General features: G+C 65.0%; 16 protein-coding genes and 1 riboswitch. Of the genes, 2 read left to right on the top strand and 14 right to left on the bottom strand.

Annotation, left to right across the window (positions count from 1 at the left end):
- Positions 1–30: 30 nt before the first annotated feature.
- Positions 31–1,173 carry a homoserine O-acetyltransferase gene (locus tag ACFY5D_RS18025; protein WP_387533652.1) on the bottom strand — a complete coding sequence of 381 codons (1,143 nt, stop codon included), beginning with the start codon at positions 1,171–1,173 and terminating at the stop codon, positions 31–33.
- A gap of 2 nt (positions 1,174–1,175) precedes the next feature.
- Entirely contained in the window at positions 1,176–2,522 is a 1,347-nt protein-coding gene (locus ACFY5D_RS18020) for a bifunctional o-acetylhomoserine/o-acetylserine sulfhydrylase (protein ID WP_387533032.1), read from the bottom strand.
- A 73-nt stretch (positions 2,523–2,595) separates the two neighbouring features.
- A riboswitch (SAM riboswitch) is annotated at positions 2,596–2,711 on the bottom strand.
- A gap of 169 nt (positions 2,712–2,880) precedes the next feature.
- On the opposite strand from ACFY5D_RS18020, the gene ACFY5D_RS18015 reads away from it, so the two are divergent.
- On the top strand, positions 2,881–3,525 hold the full coding sequence (locus ACFY5D_RS18015; protein ID WP_387533029.1) for a VOC family protein: 645 nt from the start codon (positions 2,881–2,883) through the stop codon (positions 3,523–3,525).
- 154 nt (positions 3,526–3,679) lie between these two features.
- Here ACFY5D_RS18015 and ACFY5D_RS18010 read toward each other — a convergent pair whose 3' ends face one another.
- The 3 genes from ACFY5D_RS18010 to ACFY5D_RS18000 all read right to left on the bottom strand — a co-directional run bounded on the left by ACFY5D_RS18010 (position 3,680) and on the right by ACFY5D_RS18000 (position 5,230).
- The gene (locus ACFY5D_RS18010; protein WP_387533026.1) at positions 3,680–3,925 is read right to left on the bottom strand and encodes a hypothetical protein; all 246 of its coding nucleotides are present in this window, start codon (positions 3,923–3,925) and stop codon (positions 3,680–3,682) included.
- Between the two features lie 98 nt (positions 3,926–4,023).
- Positions 4,024–4,317, bottom strand: a complete 294-nt coding sequence (locus ACFY5D_RS18005; protein ID WP_387533023.1) for a hypothetical protein — start codon at positions 4,315–4,317, stop codon at positions 4,024–4,026.
- A gap of 139 nt (positions 4,318–4,456) precedes the next feature.
- The gene (locus ACFY5D_RS18000) at positions 4,457–5,230 is read right to left on the bottom strand and encodes a CPBP family intramembrane glutamic endopeptidase (RefSeq protein ID WP_387533650.1); all 774 of its coding nucleotides are present in this window, start codon (positions 5,228–5,230) and stop codon (positions 4,457–4,459) included.
- Positions 5,231–5,338: 108 nt separating this feature from the next.
- Between ACFY5D_RS18000 and ACFY5D_RS17995 the strand changes: the two genes are divergently transcribed.
- A complete protein-coding gene (locus tag ACFY5D_RS17995) occupies positions 5,339–6,184 on the top strand; it encodes a phosphotransferase family protein (protein WP_387533021.1) in 846 nt (281 codons plus the stop codon).
- Here the strand turns inward: ACFY5D_RS17995 and ACFY5D_RS17990 are convergent.
- The 9 genes from ACFY5D_RS17990 to tpx all read right to left on the bottom strand — a co-directional run bounded on the left by ACFY5D_RS17990 (position 6,181) and on the right by tpx (position 15,119).
- Positions 6,181–6,984, bottom strand: a complete 804-nt coding sequence (locus ACFY5D_RS17990) for a DeoR/GlpR family DNA-binding transcription regulator (RefSeq protein WP_387533018.1) — start codon at positions 6,982–6,984, stop codon at positions 6,181–6,183. The genes ACFY5D_RS17995 and ACFY5D_RS17990 overlap by 4 nt on opposite strands.
- 138 nt (positions 6,985–7,122) lie before the next feature.
- Positions 7,123–7,980 carry a carbohydrate ABC transporter permease gene (locus ACFY5D_RS17985; protein WP_387533015.1) on the bottom strand — a complete coding sequence of 286 codons (858 nt, stop codon included), beginning with the start codon at positions 7,978–7,980 and terminating at the stop codon, positions 7,123–7,125.
- 7 nt (positions 7,981–7,987) lie between these two features.
- Positions 7,988–8,911: a carbohydrate ABC transporter permease gene (locus ACFY5D_RS17980; protein ID WP_387533012.1), complete on the bottom strand. Its 924-nt coding sequence runs from the start codon at positions 8,909–8,911 to the stop codon at positions 7,988–7,990.
- Positions 8,912–9,064: 153 nt separating this feature from the next.
- On the bottom strand, positions 9,065–10,339 hold the full coding sequence (locus ACFY5D_RS17975; RefSeq protein WP_387533009.1) for an extracellular solute-binding protein: 1,275 nt from the start codon (positions 10,337–10,339) through the stop codon (positions 9,065–9,067).
- Between the two features lie 317 nt (positions 10,340–10,656).
- Positions 10,657–11,499 (bottom strand): ketose-bisphosphate aldolase, encoded by an 843-nt coding sequence (locus ACFY5D_RS17970; protein ID WP_387533006.1) that lies wholly within the window; start codon positions 11,497–11,499, stop codon positions 10,657–10,659.
- A gap of 45 nt (positions 11,500–11,544) precedes the next feature.
- The gene (locus tag ACFY5D_RS17965; RefSeq protein ID WP_387533003.1) at positions 11,545–12,480 is read right to left on the bottom strand and encodes a 1-phosphofructokinase family hexose kinase; all 936 of its coding nucleotides are present in this window, start codon (positions 12,478–12,480) and stop codon (positions 11,545–11,547) included.
- Positions 12,477–13,406 (bottom strand): ROK family protein, encoded by a 930-nt coding sequence (locus ACFY5D_RS17960; protein ID WP_387533001.1) that lies wholly within the window; start codon positions 13,404–13,406, stop codon positions 12,477–12,479. Before ACFY5D_RS17960 ends, ACFY5D_RS17965 begins: the two co-directional genes overlap by 4 nt.
- 24 nt (positions 13,407–13,430) lie before the next feature.
- Entirely contained in the window at positions 13,431–14,339 is a 909-nt protein-coding gene (locus tag ACFY5D_RS17955; protein ID WP_387532998.1) for an SIS domain-containing protein, read from the bottom strand.
- 282 nt (positions 14,340–14,621) lie between these two features.
- Positions 14,622–15,119: a thiol peroxidase gene (gene tpx, locus ACFY5D_RS17950; RefSeq protein WP_387532995.1), complete on the bottom strand. Its 498-nt coding sequence runs from the start codon at positions 15,117–15,119 to the stop codon at positions 14,622–14,624.
- Positions 15,120–15,147 lie beyond the last annotated feature (28 nt).

Raw genomic sequence — 15,147 nt, 5'->3', positions numbered from 1 at the left:
CCCTGCGGCTGCCTTCTGCGAGTCAGATTCCTAGGAGAAAATCTGTTCCGCAAGCGCTTCACCGAGCTGTTCGATTTCGGTGAGGAAACCGTCGTGCCCGATCGGCGACGTGATGTAGCGGACCTCCACCGGGTTCGGCAGGGACTTCGCCAGGCGTTCCGACTGCTCAGGCCAGTACAGGCGATCGGAATCAACCGCGGATACGAAGAAGTTCACCGAACCAAGCCGCGCCAGAGCCTCCTGCACGGAACCGTGCCCGCGGCCCACATCGTGGCTCATCAAGGCCTCGGTCAACACCAGGTAGCTGTTGGCGTCGAAACGACCAACCAGCTTGCTGGCCTGGTGGTCCAAGTAGCTCTCCACCTGGTAGCGCCCGCGGTCCAGGCTCGCAGAGCCAACCGGAGCCTCCCCCGCCTGTGCGGTACGGCCGAACCGCACCTCGAGTTCGGGTTCGGCACGGTAGGTGATGTGCGCGATCCTGCGGGCCAGGCCGAGCCCAGCCGAGGGGACATTGTCGTTGGCGTAGTAGTCGCCGCCGGCAAAGTCCGGGTCCAGGCGGATGGCCGCACTCTGGGCCTGGGCAAAGGCGATCTGTTCCGCCGAGGATTCCGCCGTTGCCGCAACCACGACGCAGTTCCGTACGCGTTCCGGGAACTCAACCGCCCATTCCAGCACCCGGGCTCCGCCCATGGAACCGCCGAGAACCGTGTGCCAGACCTTGATGCCCAGGGCATCGGCCAGGCGGGCTTCCAGGCGCACGGAGTCCTTGATGGTGGTGAAGGGGAAACGCGAGCCCCACGGCTTGCCGTCCGGGTCCAGGCTGGCCGGGCCGGTGGATCCTGAGCAGCCGCCGACCATGTTTGCCGAGACCACAAAATAGCGGTCGGTGTCCACGGTCTTTCCGGGGCCCACAAAGCCGTCCCACCAGCCGGGCTCCGTTGAGAGTCCGCGTGCAACGTGCGAATCCCCCGTCAGCGCATGGGCAATGTAAACCGCGTTGGACGCGTCTTCGTTAAGCGTCCCCCACGTTTCAAAGCCCAGCACCACGTCAGGAAGAACGCCGCCGGTCTCGAAGGCGTATTCACCCGTGTGAAGGTGCCGAAGGATCCCGTCCGGGGCATAGCCCAACGCCTGGGCAGTTTCGGCGTCGTAAAGCACCACGTCTGTCTCCACGCTCAACGAGTTACGCCCTGCAGTTCGACCTCGGCGAGCGAGGCGACTGCCTCAAAGCCGGCCCGGAGGTCGGCAATGATGTCGGCAATGTTTTCAATACCCACGCTCAGGCGCACCAGGCCCGGGGTAACGCCGGCGGCGACCCGCTCGTCCTCGGTGAGCTGTGCGTGGGTGGTGGAGGCCGGGTGGACTACCAACGAGCGGACGTCGCCGAGGTTCGCCACGTGGGAGTGCAGCTTCAGCGCATCGACGAATCCCTGGCCGGCCTCGAGGCCGCCGGAGATTTCGAACGCAACAATCGCACCGATGCCCTTGGGGCCGTACTTGCGGCCGCGTTCGAACCACTTGCTCGACTCGATGCCGGCGTAGTTGACCGACTCGACCTGCGGCTGCGCCTCGAGCCACTTGGCGACCTCCACGGCGTTGGAGACGTGGCGCTCGATGCGAAGCGACAGCGTCTCAAGGCCCTGGGCGATCAGGAACGCATTGAACGGGGAAACGGCGGAACCCAGGTCGCGCAGCAGCTGAACGCGGGCCTTGAGGATGTAGGCGAGGTTGGCGCCGAGGATGCCATTGACACCCAGGTCGCGGCCGAAGACCAGGCCGTTGTAGGACTCGTCCGGGGTGTTGAAGCCCGGGAACTTCTCAGGATCGGCGGCGAAGTCGAAGTTGCCCGAGTCCACGATGACGCCGGCGATCGCGGTGCCGTGGCCGCCGAGGTACTTGGTGGCCGAGTGGATCACGATGTCCGCACCCCATTCGATGGGACGCACCAGGTACGGGGTCGCAAGGGTGTTGTCGACGATCAAAGGCACGCCTGCCTCGTGGGCGATGGCCGAGATCGATTCGATGTCCAGGACGTCCTGGCGAGGGTTGGAGACAACTTCGCCGAACAGGGCCTTGGTGTTTGGCTTGATCGCCGCACGCCAGCCATCCAGGTCGTCGGGATCCGCAACAAAGGTGACCTCGATACCCAGCTTGCGCAGCGTGTGCTTGAACAGGTTCTGCGTTCCGCCGTAGAGGCTGGGGCTTGCCACGATGTGGTCCCCGGCCTCTGCGAGGTTCAGGATCGCGAAGGTCGTGGCTGCCTGGCCCGATGCCAGCAGCAGTGCGCCGACGCCACCCTCGAGGCTGGCAATGCGCTGCTCAACCGCGTCCTGGGTGGGGTTGCCGATGCGCGTGTAGATAGGCTCCAGCTCCTGGAGCGCGAAGCGCGCGGCGGCGCTTTCCGCGGTCGGGAACACAAAGGAGGTGGTTTGGTAGATCGGCAGGGCCCGCGCGCCGGTGGCGGCGTCCGGCTCCTGGCCCACGTGGATCTGACGAGTTTCGAATGACCAGTCGTTTGACATCGTTCTCCCCTTCGAGGAATCAAGGGGTATGCCCGTAGCCGACACCTGTGGCGTCGGATTCTACATAGGGGCATGCCCGCGCTTGTCCTGCGTCCTTGTGACGCAGGGCCTGGTCTTCACCCGGGGCACCCCACCGCGGTGGAGGGTTGCCGTCCAGCAAGCCGGGGCTTGTTGCTGGAACTCATGACCTTGTGAATCAGTCTGGCGCAAGGAAACGCGGGCGCGCAAGAACATCTCAAAATGTGACAATCCGGAAGTAGCGGGGCGCTGGCCCGATCCCGACCATGAAACCACCAGCCAAACTCAAGTTAGGCAACCCTAACTCGAGAGCCAGATCACATCGTGCCATGATGGGCACATGATGAGGTTGGACCATGTAACTTACGCTTGTGGACCCGACGGCCTCGCGGCAACTGCCGCTCGGATCGGCGCGGCCCTTGGACTCGAATCTGTAAAGGGCGGTATTCACCCACGATTTGGTACTCGCAATGTCATCTTCCCGTTGCAGAATGACCAGTACCTCGAAGTTGTCGAGGTACTGAACCACCCCGCATCGGACAAGGCACCGTTCGGTCAGGCCGTTCGTGCCCGTTCCGAACTTGGCGGCGGCTGGATGGGCTGGTGCGTTGCTGTTGATGACCTGGCACCGGTCGAGGCACGCCTGGGCCGTAGCTCGGTACCGGGAAACCGAAAGTTCCCGGATGGACAGGAACTGACCTGGCGCCAGATCGGCGTCAACGGCTTGATCGCCGATCCACAGGTCCCGTACCTGCTGCGTTGGGATGACGGGACGGAGAACCTGCACCCGTCGAAGGCACTGACCCCGGTTGGCAAGATTTCGTCGATCAGCATCGCCGGATCCAGCGAACGCGTCGCAGACTGGCTCGGACAGCCCGAGCAGTTGCCGGTCGGCGATGTCACGGTCAACTGGCAGGCACCCAACGGCACGCCGGGAATCCTCTCGGTCACCTTCGAAACCCCCAAGGGTTCGATCACGCTGTAGGGAATCACCCAAACAAACCAACGACCGCGGGGGGGGGGGGGGGGGGGGGGGGGGGGGGGGGGGGGGGGGCCCCCCCCCCCGCGGGGGGGGGGGGGGGCGGGGGGCCGCGCCCCCCCCCCCCCCCCCCCCCCCCCCCCCCCCCCCCCGCGGTTCTTTAACCCTGTTTCTGCCCCGGTCCGGCCAATCCCCCGCCGGCGACTCGCTGCATTTCGTCTCTCAAGACCTCAAAGTGCCGCACCACGATCGAGCCGATGGCCATGAAAATTCCGCCAACAAACAGAATCTGTTGGAGCGCATAGACGGCGCCTCCGATCACTTCCCCGGCCATGGGAACGGCGTCATACAGCCACAGGATCACGGCGTTGCTCATAAAGGAAAAGACCACACCAACAGCGGCCATGGCCAGTCCCAGTCTCAACATCTGTCGTGAACTCATGAGTATTGGCGTCTTCTCTCCATCTTCGGTGGGGCCTGTGGCTGATCGCCGGTCGGCGATCGCTAATCCTGTTCCGTGTGGGGATGCGATTGCGGTACCTGGCGGATTCCGGCCACGGCCGCCTCGGCCGAACGGACGACAAAGGACCCCACAAACAGGAACAGGCCACCGTAGAAGGTGCCTTGTTGCAACACGTAGACAACGGCGCCGGCCATGCCAAGTGGCAGTTCGAAGTCATTCTGGTTCATCGCCAGCCAATTCCAAATCGGCGAAACAATGATGTTAAAGAGAAGCCCGATGATGCCCAGAATCAAACCAACCCAAAACATTCTTTGTGAACTCATGGCTGCGGGCACGTGCTTCTCCTGACGAGGAACTCCCGAGCGTCGCTTTCGTCCGGGAAGTAGCGGGCTGACCGAAAATGGCTTTCACGTCAGCCTAGCAAGGGCTCAGACCCATACAAGTGATCACAAATACTGTGATCAAACCGTGTTTCTAGGAACCGACACCGATAGCGGATCCAAGCAGCGCGTAACCGACGAATCCGGCGACGTCCAGGAACGCATGCGCGATGACCAGCGGCATGACACGGCCCCTCCGTGAATACACGTAGCCGAAGACGACGCCCATCGCGACGTTGCCGACAAACGGACCGATGCCCTGGTAGAGGTGGTAGCTGCCGCGCAGCACCGCGCTGGTGAAAATGATCTGCCATTGGCCCCAGCCCAGACGCCCCAGCCGCTCGAAGAGGTAACCCACGACGATGACCTCTTCCAGGATCCCGTGCCGGACCGCCGAAAGGACCAGGACTGGAATGGTCCACCAATAGTCGTCGAGCGCGGCCGGGACGATGATCGTGGTCAGCCCCAGCGCTCGGCCCGCCGCATACACACCGAGCGTTCCAAGGCCCATGGCCAGGAACAGCCCGGCGCCCCACCCCAGGTCCCTGAATGGCTTCGCGAGGTCAAAACCCAGCCGGGCAAAGGGGTTGCCGCCGGGCAAGCGCCAGAGCAGGTAGAGCACCAGCATGACCGGCACCAGGGCAAAGAAGATGTCCAGGAGTTGGTAGGTGAGGTCGAAGTACTCGCGCTTGTTCAGCGAGTTGTTCAGCGACGTCGTCTGCGAACCCAGGGGTGCGCGGGTCATCTTGTCGATGAGGTTCACGATCGAGTAGATGCCCGATTGCCCCAGGGAAAGGCCCAGCACGATCAGCAGCTCGACCTTCAGGGCCCTGCGCGAGGCGCCTTCCGGATTGCCGGCCGGTGGCATCGCGGGTTCGATGGGTTGGCTTTGCTCCACAGACCTTTGATTCATGTTCCCGATCCTACTTCGTCGACCTGTAGCAACACCTTGAGGTTGACCTGCAAGGATGGTGCCGTGATCCGGAACCCTCTGCCACAGGAAATTGCCCTCGCCCAATCCCTTTATTCGGGCCCCGACTGGGAATCCGCCCATGTCAACGAGGGCGGCCAATTCCATGCGGTACTCGTCGCCGAAAACGAGGCGGTGCTGCGGATCAGCCGCACCCCTGAAGCCGGACGGCAGATGCAGCGGCGGGTGGACCTCGTGGAAGCTCTGGCGCCCCGGCTCGGTTTCGAGCTGCCGACGGCGCTGACCCCCGTGTGGCACGGCAGCGACCGCTCCGCGGTGGTCCAGCGTTACCTCCCGGGAAGCGCACATGCCCCGCACACGGGTGATGCCGCGGCGTTGCGGAGGCTGGTGGCGGAACTTGCGGGCATCGACGTCGCGCCGCTGGCCCACCTGCTGGCACAGCCCTTTGCGTTCAACGGCCCCTGGACGCCCGCGAAGACCGCCGCGACGCTGCGTGCGCTGCCCACGGGAATGCTCGCGGATGCGGAACTGGTCCTGGCGACCATCGCCGGCTTCGCCGCGATTCCACCGGCGCTTGTCCACGGCGACTTGGCCGGTCACAACGTGCATTGGCTGGAGAGCCGGCTCGTTGGCGTGCTGGATTGGGATCTGGCGGCGGCCTGGGATCCGGCCCTCAACAGCGCTTACCTGGGCCTCTGGCATGGAGAGGCGATGCTGGACCTGATTGCGCCGACCGCCCAGGAAGCGTGGAGGGCACGCGTGTGGCTCGGCGCCATGAGCCTGGAAAGCATCTACGACGTCCACCTGGCCAACGATCCCGCGCGGCTGGCGGCCATGGTTTCCAGGGTCTCCGGCCGAATCCGGCGCGCCGCGGCCTCGGCCCGGGGTTAGCGGCCTGGCAACGCCGCGGGGGCGATGATCACCGGGATGCCGGCCGATTCAAGCTCGTGCTTTTGCTCGGCGGTGATCCCCTCGTCGGTGATCAGTGCGTTGAACGTGGCCCGGGTCAGCGCCGCGAAGGCACTGTGCCCGATCTTGGAGGAATCGCACACCAGGTAGCTGCGCCGGGCCCGGCGGATCATGAGGTCGTTGATCGACGCCTCGAACTCGTCGGACACGGTGGGGCCGATGTGGGCCTCGAGCCCGTTGATGCCCACGAACGCGATGTCGAGGGTGACCTTTTCCAGCGCCTGTTCGGCGAAGGGGCCCACCAGTTCGTAGGACCGCGGGTTCAGCACTCCCCCGGTCACCATCACCTTGACGTGGGTTCGCACGGCCAGCGACGAGGCGATGTTCACGGCGTTGGTGACAACGGTGAACGTGGTCCGGCCGGACTCGTTGACCAGGTCGCGGCGCATTGCCAATTGGGTGGCGATGGCGCTGGAGGTGGTCCCGCCGGACAGCCCGACGACCATGTCCTGCTTCACCAGGCCGGCGGCGAGCACGGCGATCGCGTGCTTCTGCACCGCCGCCTCTTCCTTCTGGTAGCGCACCGGAAGGTCGTAGGCCACGGAGTTGCTGACCGCCCCTCCGTGGGTGCGCGAGAGCAGGGAGGCCGCAGCCAGCGAATCGAGGTCCCGCCGCGCGGTGGCCGGCGAGACCTCAAGGCGCCGCACTATTTCGTCGACCTCGATCTGCCCGAATTCGGAGAGAAGCTCCAGAATGGTGCCCTGTCGTTCTTCGCGTTTCATCGTGGATACCTTCCCGTCTTCCGGCTAGTGGCCGTGGTTGGAGTCATTGCAGGCATCCGGAGTGGAGCGCAAAAGCCTCGCGGATCCCTCCGCGGCGGAGGCCGTGATTCCTGGCAAGGCAGATGTGGACATGGGGTTTTACTTTACCGCTCCGGCGGTCAAACCGCCGATTAGTCGCTTCTCAATGAGCATGAACAGCGCAATCACCGGGATGATCGCGACGATCGAGACGCCGAAGACGTACTGCCACGCCGTCGAGTACTGGCCGACGAACTTGGTCAGGGCCACGGACAGCGGCTGGTTCTCCGCGGTGGAGAGGATGACCAGGGAGGCCGCGAACTCGTTCCAGCAGGACACGAACGTGAAGATCACCGCGGTGACGATTCCCGGCCACACCAGCGGCAGGTTGATCTTGAACAGCACCCGCAGCTTGCCGGCGCCGTCGATCTGGGCGGCCTCGTCGATTTCCTTGGGCACCGAAGCGAAGAAGGAGTGCATGATCCAGACCGCGAAGGCCAGGTTGAACGCCGCGTTGATCAGGATCATCGCCAGCCACGTGTCGTACAGGTCCATGGCCAGCATCTGCTTGAACAGGCCGGCGGTCAGCACGGCGGGCTGCAGCATCTGGGTGACGATCACCAGGAACATGAACGCCATCTTGCCGGGGAACTTGAAGCGCGCGGTGTAGTAGGCGGCGGGGGTGGCCACCAGCAGCACCAGCAGGGTGGCGCACAACGAGATCACGATGGTGGAAATGAGGTTGTAGGCCACGGGCGTTTCGGGGGTGTCCCACATCGTCATGTAGTTGGACCATTGGGCGCCCTCGCGCGGGAAGTAGCTGGGCGGGACGGCAAGGATCTCGGCGCGGGTCTTCAGCGAGCCGACGAACATCACGGCGTAGGGAACCATGAAAATTGCGGCGACTGCCAGTCCGGCGATCATGCGCCAGATGACGGTCTTGCGGGAGGCGCGGTCTTCGGTAGTCAGGATCGACATGGCTTTCCTAGACCTCCTTCATGGGCTTGACGGTCTTGACGTAAATGGCAACGATCACGATCACGATCGCGAAGTTCAGCACCGACAGTGCGGAGGAGATGTCCAGCCGCCTGTCGAATTGCAGGACCTTGAAGATGTAGGTCATCAGGGTGTCGGCGCTGTAGCCGGGGATCGACCCGGTGATGATCTTCAGGATCGGCAGGTTGTTGAACACGTTGATGATGTTGATCAGGACCGCCACGGCCAGGGCGCCGCGCAGCTGTGGCAGGATCACCGAGATGTAGGTGCGCCAGCGTCCGGCGCCGTCCATGCGCGCGGCTTCCAGCGTTTCGCTCGGCACCGCCTGGAGCCCGGCGAGGATCGTGTAGGTGGTGAACGGGATCGACACGAAGACGGCGATCACGATGGCGACGGCCATCGCCGGGACGGCGTTCTTGGTGAAGCCGAAGCCCTCGTCGAGCAGCCCGATGTCCACGAGGAACTTGTTGAAGATGCCGTAGTTGGGGTCCATGGCGTAGTAGAACACCGTGGTGGTCATGACGACCGAGGCTGCCCAGGGAACGATGACGGCCATGCGCACCAGGGTGCGTCCGGGGAACGGCTTGTTGAGGAACTGGGCCAGGGCCAGCGAGATGACAACGGTGAGCGTCACGACGACGACCACCCAGACCACGGTGTTCAGCAGGATGCGCGGCAGGTTCGGGTCGGCGAAGACCTTGGCGAAGTTGTCGAATCCGACGCCCTTGAGGTCGGTGCCGACCTGGGAGATCTTTCGGGTGGAGTTGTAGATCATGTACCCGGCGGGGAACACCACGATGGCAAAGATCAGCAGGATTGCCGGTCCGATCCAGGGCAGCGCGGCAAGGAACGATCCGCCTTCCTGGGCAGATGTGCGCTTTGCCAGGCGCTTCTGTGCTGTTGCGACGCTCATGGGGGTGCTCCTGCGTTACGGGGATTTACGGGTCTGTGGTCCAAGCAAAACGGGGCTCACCCTCGAGGTGGCGGTGAGCCCCGTTTCGCTTGTGTGGTTGATCGCTGCAGCGGGCGCCCCGTGGCGGGGCCAATGCGGCATCGATCGGTGGTGTTACTTGGCTGCGTCGGCCTTGGCCTGGATTTCCTTCAGGACATCGGTTGCCGACTTGCCCGTGGCAATCTGGCCCATCAGCGACTTGAACGCACCGTCGGTGGCGTTCCAGGCCGGGTTGGTGGTCGGGTAGAACACCGCGTTCGGCAGCATGTCCAGGAACGGCTTGAGGGTTTCGTCGCCGGCCATCTTCTCGGAGCCCGACTTGGTGGTCGGCAGGAAGCCTTCGGTGGTGACCCAGTTGGAGTAGACGTCGGCGGAGAAGAAGTAGTCCATGAACTTCTTGACAGCTGCGGCCTTGGAACCGTCGTTCTTGAAGGACATCAGGCGGTCGGCAACGCCGAGGGTCGCCGGGGCGCCGGTCTTGGTGGCAACCGGTGCGATGCCGTACTCAAGGGAAGGGTTCTCCTTCTTGATCTGGCCAACGGTCTGCGGCAGCGCGTATGCGAAGCCGATCTTGCCCTGGATGAAGGTGTTGAGCATCGGGGTGCGCTGGGTTGCGCCCGGATCCTTCTGGGTGACGCCGTCCTTGATCATCTTCTGCATGAAGTCGGCGGCCTCGAGGTTCACCGGGGTGTTGACCTCGATTGCCGTGGCGTTGCCGAAGTTGCCGCCGTTGCCGGCGAACCAGATCAGCGATTCGCCCTGTGCTTCCTCGTTGCCCAGGGGCATTCCATAGCCGGCGGACTTGGTCTTCTCGCTCACGGCCTTCGAGGCGTTGTAGAGCTCGTCCCAGGTCTTGGGAACGTCGGCGACGCCGGCGTCCTTCATGAGCGCCTTGTTGTAGAACAGCGCGCGGGCCGAGGCGATCAGCGGCAGGCCGTACTGGGTGCCGTCGACCTTCTCGTTGTCGGCGAAGGAAGGCTGGAAGTCGGCGATGGTTGCCTCGGAGGCAACGTCGGTGACCGGGGCCAGCAGGCCCTCGGCAGCGAACTCGGCGAATGCGCCGCCGTTGTAGATGTCCGGGGCCTTGTTGCCCTGGATCTTGGTCTTCAGCACACCCTCGATGTTTTCCCAGGACTGCATTTCAAGGTTGACCTTGACGTCGGTGTTCGCTGCCTCAAAGTCCTTGATGACCTTTTCCCACAGCGCCTTGGTGCCGTCGGAGTAGCTCGGAACCATCATGTCCAGGGTGGTGACGGCACCGGCCGATGCGCCGGCGGAGCCGCTGGCAGCGCCGGAGGTTGTTCCCCCGCTGAAACCGCAAGAGGTCAGCAACAGTGCTGCGGCGGCCGCGCCTGCGACTACTGCTCCTCGGAGATTGTGCTTCTTCATTGATCCTCGTTCCGTGAGGTCGACATCCGTGCATTGCACATACTGTCAACTCGGGCTGATGTTATGTGCTTTATTTACACCTAGAACGAGCAATAAAGTACATATGACTTGATTATGCTGTGACTGTCACCACAGGGTCAAGTGGAGCGGGTCACAAACCGGCTACATTTCCCCGCGAGTTCAAAACTTCGCGTTTAAGCATGATTTTCGAGGGTTCATTAGGCGCGATTCATCGCCGAACGGCACGATCACGGAATTGAGGCAGGCGTGCCCCGGCCGATGTTTCGGTCGGGGCACGAGCGTCGGACGAGCCTGGCTTAGAGGGCCTTGCCTGCAAAAAGCGTCAAGAGCCGAGCGGTCTCCTCGGCCATCGCGTCACGGCCGAGCGCCAGGTACTTGCGCGAATCCACCACCTCGGGGTTTTCCTCAAGGTACTGGCGGATGGCTCGGGTGAAGAAGCCGTTGAGGTGCGTGGAGACGTTGATCTTGGTCATGCCCGCGTTGATCGCGGAGACGATGTTCTCGTCGCTGACGCCCGAGGAACCGTGGAGCACCAACGGCACGTCCAGTGCCGCCCTGATGCGGGCGATCAAGTCGGTGTCCAGCGCAGCAGAACGGTCAAGCATGGCGTGGGAGGATCCCACCGCGACGGCCAGGGCGTCGACGCCCGTGGCGGCTACGAAGGAGAGCGCCTCCTCCGGATCCGTGCGCACACCCGGTGCATGGGCACCGTCCTTGCCGCCGATCTTGCCCAGCTCCGCCTCAACGTAGACGCCCGCTGCGTGGGCGTAGTCGGTCACGCGCTGGGTGGCCGCTACGTTTTGGTCGTAGTCCAGGTGCGCGCCGTCGAACATAATCGAGCCAAAGCCCAGGTCAACCGCAGCGCGTGCGAGGTCCTCGGATTCGGCGTGGTCGAGGTGGACGGCAACCGGAACGCCGGCGTTGCGGGCCGCGGCAAGCGTGGCCAGTGCGACGGGCTCAAGGCCTCCGTGGTAGCTCACGCAGTTCTCGGAGATCTGCAGGATCACCGGGGCCTGCGCCAGCTCGGCGCCGCGGATCAGCGCCTCGGCGCTCTCCAGGTGGATGACGTTGAAGGCGCCTTGGCCGGTGTTGGCGGCACGGGCGGCATTCATGATTTCAGCGGTGTTGACCAGGGGCACTGTGGGTGCGTCCTTTCAAGTGGAGGAGGCGTGCTGCCGGTGCGGCTAGCGCGCCGTGGAGGATGTAAGGATGAGCGCCTGGGCCAGGTCGGGGTGCGAAGGATGCAGCTCACCGGCCGTCGGCATGAGCACTGCGGAGGCGGACCAGGCCGCCGCCCGGGGGAGAATCACCGAATCGTGGTCCTCGCGCAGGTGCAGGCCCACGGCGATGGCGGCAACCACCGAATCGCCGGCGCCGGTGGGGTTGCCCACCAGGGGCTCGGGCAGGCGGGCGGAAGCCCATTGCCCGGGGGTTTCGGCGGCAAAATGGAGCAGCCCGTCCTCGCCGGCACTTGCATAGACGTGCTTGGCGCCGGCTTCTAGCAGGAATGCGGCGCCGGCCTCGAGCGAGTCGGTTCCGGTGATTTCCTGGAGCTCGTGGTGGTTGGGCTTGAGCACGGTGGCTCCGGCCCGCGCAGCGGCCAGCAGGGCGGGCCCGGAGGTGTCGATGATGCTGGGGATCCCTCGGCGTTCGGCCTCGCGCACGCACCACGGGTAGAAGTCCTCGTCGGCGCCCTCGGGCAGCGACCCGGAAGCGGCAAGGACCGTGACGCCTTGGTCCAGCAGCTTAACGATCTGCGCACGGATGGCGTCCCACTCCGCCGGATCCAGCGCACCGCCGCGTTCGTTGACCACGGTGGTGCGGCCGGTGGCGTGCTCGACCAGGGCGAAGCTACGCCGGGTCTCGGCGGCAACCTGGATCAGCGAGTGTTCGACTCCCGCCGCCTCCAGTTCCCGGGTGAACGCCTCCCCGTTGGGCCCGCCCACGGGTGCCAACGCGATGACGGGGACGCCCTGGGCATGGGCGACACGGGCAACGTTCAGGCCCTTGCCGCCGGCCCTGCGCAACGGGGCATCGACCCTGTTGGTCCCGCCGACATCCAGGACCTCAAGGCCGTACGTCTCGTCGACCGCGGGGTTCGGGGTAATCGTCAGGATCATGCCCCGGCCCCCCGCGCTTCCCTGGCCTTGAGGAAGGCGCCGCGCAAGCCGGCGTCCTCGCCCAGCTGCGCGGGGACGATGAGCGGTTCGCGGTGGTAGGAGAGCTTGCTTCGCACCGAGCGGCGCAGCGGTTCCAGCAGCGCTTCGCCGGCCTGGGCCAGTCCGCCGCCGATGATGACGACCTCGGGGGCGATCGAGGCACACAGCTGGGCGATCGAGAAGGCAACCGCCTCGATCGCTTCGTCCCAGATCCTTGCCGCAATCGGGTCTCCGGCGGTCATGGCCTCCAGCACCTCGCGGGCCCCGCGCACCTGCGTGCCGCTGGCCAGGGAGTACCGCTTGGCAATGGCGCCGGCGGAACCAATGGTCTCCAGGCACCCGTGCGCGCCGCAGGGGCATTCGAGCCCGCCGGGCACGGCCGAGTGGCCCAGCTCCCCCGCATACCCTCCGGCCGAAAGCGGGCGACCGTCGACAAAGAGCGCGGCGGCAATGCCCGTCCCGATGACGAGCATGACCGCGTTGCGGACCTTGGTTCCCAACGTGGCTCCGGCCCCGAATTGGAGTTCGGCCGCTCCGGCTGTGGACACGTCGTGGCCGAATCCCACGGGCAGGGAAAAGGCGTTGGACGCCATGTCCCGCAACGGGGCGTCGCGCCAGCCGAGGTTCGCGGAGAAAACGCCGAGCCCCTGCGCCTCGTCGACGATGCCGCAGACCAACAGGCCCACGGCCTCGGGCCGGACCAACGGCGTTTCCGCCAGGAGCTCGGCACCCAGGCCGTGGAGCTGCTCGACCAGCGACTCGGCCGGGTTGGGGGTGCCCCGGCGGGTCGGGACCCGCCGGATGCCCATCAGGTTTCCCGCGTCGTCGGCCAGCGCCGACTTGATGTCGGTGCCACCGACGTCAAAGAGCAGGTAGGGAGGATTCATGGTGTGCGGCACCCCGGTCGTTACTTAGGCGTCTTCGGTGAGGATGACGGAGCGCGTCAGGTTGCGCGGCGCGTCCGGGTTCATGCCGCGGGCGCGGGCGCGGTCCAGGGTGACGCGGTGGATGCGGGCCAGCTCGGCCAGCGGGTGCACCTCGTTGTTGATGTACAGGGCTCCGGTGCGAACCATGTCGCCGGCCAGGCCTTCGGGCTCGTTGCCCAGCATCCAGGTCACGCGGTTCGGGGCGGCGATGGAGATGGGGCCGTGGCGGTAGTCCATGGCCGGGTAGGACTCGGTCCAGCCCTGGACTGCTTCGCGCATCTTCAGCGCGGCCTCGTGGGCCAGGCCGACGGTCCAGCCGCGACCGAGGAAGGTGAACTGCTCGGCATCGATCAGTTCGGCGGGGGTCTCGGCGGTGACGGCGGCGCGGGCATCTGCCACGGCGTCGGTCAGGTCGACGCCGACGCTGGTGAGCAGGTAGGCAAGGGCGGTGGTGGCGAAGCGGGTCTGCACGACCGATTCCTCATCGGCGTACGGCAACTCCACGACCGCGTCGACCTTCCCGACGATCGGGGACGTGATGTCGCCGATGACGGCCACGGTCGGGATCGAGCCGTCCAGCTCGTCAAGCAGGGCGAGGACCTCGGAGGTGGTGCCCGAGCGGGTGATGGCCACGAGCACGTCGTAGTCGCGGGTCGCGATGAAGGCCTCGGATGCGGCGAAGGCATCCGTGACGCCCTTGCCGGACGCCTCGCGGGCCGTGGCGTAGGACTGCGCCATGAACCAGGAGGTGCCGCAGCCGACGACCGCCACGCGAGCGCCGTCGGCGGGCAACAGGTTCTCGGCCTTGGCCTGGGCGATTGCGCGGTCCCACATTTCCGGCTGCGAGGTGAGTTCGATGTCCATGTGGTAACCGAGCTGGGTGTTGTCGCTCAAGGCGGCCTCCTAGTGTGACCCCGGACACGCGGTCGCGTCGGGGAATGGCAAGATCTTCCCTACTATGATTGCTTATGATCGTTTCACTTGTCTAGCGATCATAAAAACTCGCCGTGGTTCGATTGCGAATCGACCGCAATTACCTCCCGCGGCGCCATCGGCATCCGGCACCCACGCAAATCTCCCCGAATCGTTAAACGGGAAAGCGCCAGCCGGCAGCAGCCGCACCGGTGACGGTGGGAGGCTGCGCCGGCTGGCGCTTTTCGCGGTTACTACCGGGAATTAGACGAGTGCTGCAAGAGCTGCATCGTAGTTCGGCTCGATGGTGATTTCCTCAACGATCTCGTTGTGGATCACCTCGCCGTCTTCGTTCAGGACGATGACGGCGCGGGCGAGCAGGCCGCGCAGCGGGCCCTCGACCTGGGTCAGGCCGAAGTCGGCACCGAAGTCGGAGCGGAAGACGGAGGTCGGAACGACGTTCTCGATGCCTTCTGCACCGCAGAAACGGCCCAGGGCGAACGGGAGGTCGGCGGAAACGCACACGACGGTGGTGTTATCCAGGCCGGCTGCAAGTTCGTTGAAGCGGCGAACCGAGGCGGCGCAGGTGCCGGTGTCCACGGACGGGAAGATGTTCAGCACTACGCGCTTGCCACGCAGGCCTTCGTTGGTGACATCACCGAGGTCGGTGCCGGTGAGGGCGAATTCGGGAGCCAGGGCGCCAACGGCCGGCAGCTCGCCGATGGTCTGGACGGGGGTTCCTTTGAATGCAGTAATAGCCATGCTCCTGTTTATCACGAAGGCGCTTGAC

This window comes from Paeniglutamicibacter sp. NPDC012692 (genome assembly GCF_042901625.1).
Lineage (GTDB): Bacteria > Actinomycetota > Actinomycetes > Actinomycetales > Micrococcaceae > Paeniglutamicibacter.
This window is presented reverse-complemented; position numbering and strand designations above follow the sequence as displayed.

What these genes read in the sequence shown, in the direction of transcription:
- ACFY5D_RS18020 (WP_387533032.1), bottom strand. Translation starts at nt 2,522, where the DNA reads ATGTCAAACGACTGGTCATTCGAAACTCGTCAGATCCACGTGGGCCAG.
- ACFY5D_RS18015 (WP_387533029.1), top strand. Translation starts at nt 2,881, where the DNA reads ATGATGAGGTTGGACCATGTAACTTACGCTTGTGGACCCGACGGCCTC.
- ACFY5D_RS18010 (WP_387533026.1), bottom strand. Translation starts at nt 3,925, where the DNA reads ATGGCCGCTGTTGGTGTGGTCTTTTCCTTTATGAGCAACGCCGTGATC.
- ACFY5D_RS18000 (WP_387533650.1), bottom strand. Translation starts at nt 5,230, where the DNA reads ATGCCACCGGCCGGCAATCCGGAAGGCGCCTCGCGCAGGGCCCTGAAG.
- ACFY5D_RS17990 (WP_387533018.1), bottom strand. Translation starts at nt 6,984, where the DNA reads ATGAAACGCGAAGAACGACAGGGCACCATTCTGGAGCTTCTCTCCGAA.
- ACFY5D_RS17985 (WP_387533015.1), bottom strand. Translation starts at nt 7,980, where the DNA reads ATGTCGATCCTGACTACCGAAGACCGCGCCTCCCGCAAGACCGTCATC.
- ACFY5D_RS17980 (WP_387533012.1), bottom strand. Translation starts at nt 8,911, where the DNA reads ATGAGCGTCGCAACAGCACAGAAGCGCCTGGCAAAGCGCACATCTGCC.
- ACFY5D_RS17975 (WP_387533009.1), bottom strand. Translation starts at nt 10,339, where the DNA reads ATGAAGAAGCACAATCTCCGAGGAGCAGTAGTCGCAGGCGCGGCCGCC.
- ACFY5D_RS17965 (WP_387533003.1), bottom strand. Translation starts at nt 12,480, where the DNA reads ATGATCCTGACGATTACCCCGAACCCCGCGGTCGACGAGACGTACGGC.
- ACFY5D_RS17960 (WP_387533001.1), bottom strand. Translation starts at nt 13,406, where the DNA reads ATGAATCCTCCCTACCTGCTCTTTGACGTCGGTGGCACCGACATCAAG.
- tpx (WP_387532995.1), bottom strand. Translation starts at nt 15,119, where the DNA reads ATGGCTATTACTGCATTCAAAGGAACCCCCGTCCAGACCATCGGCGAG.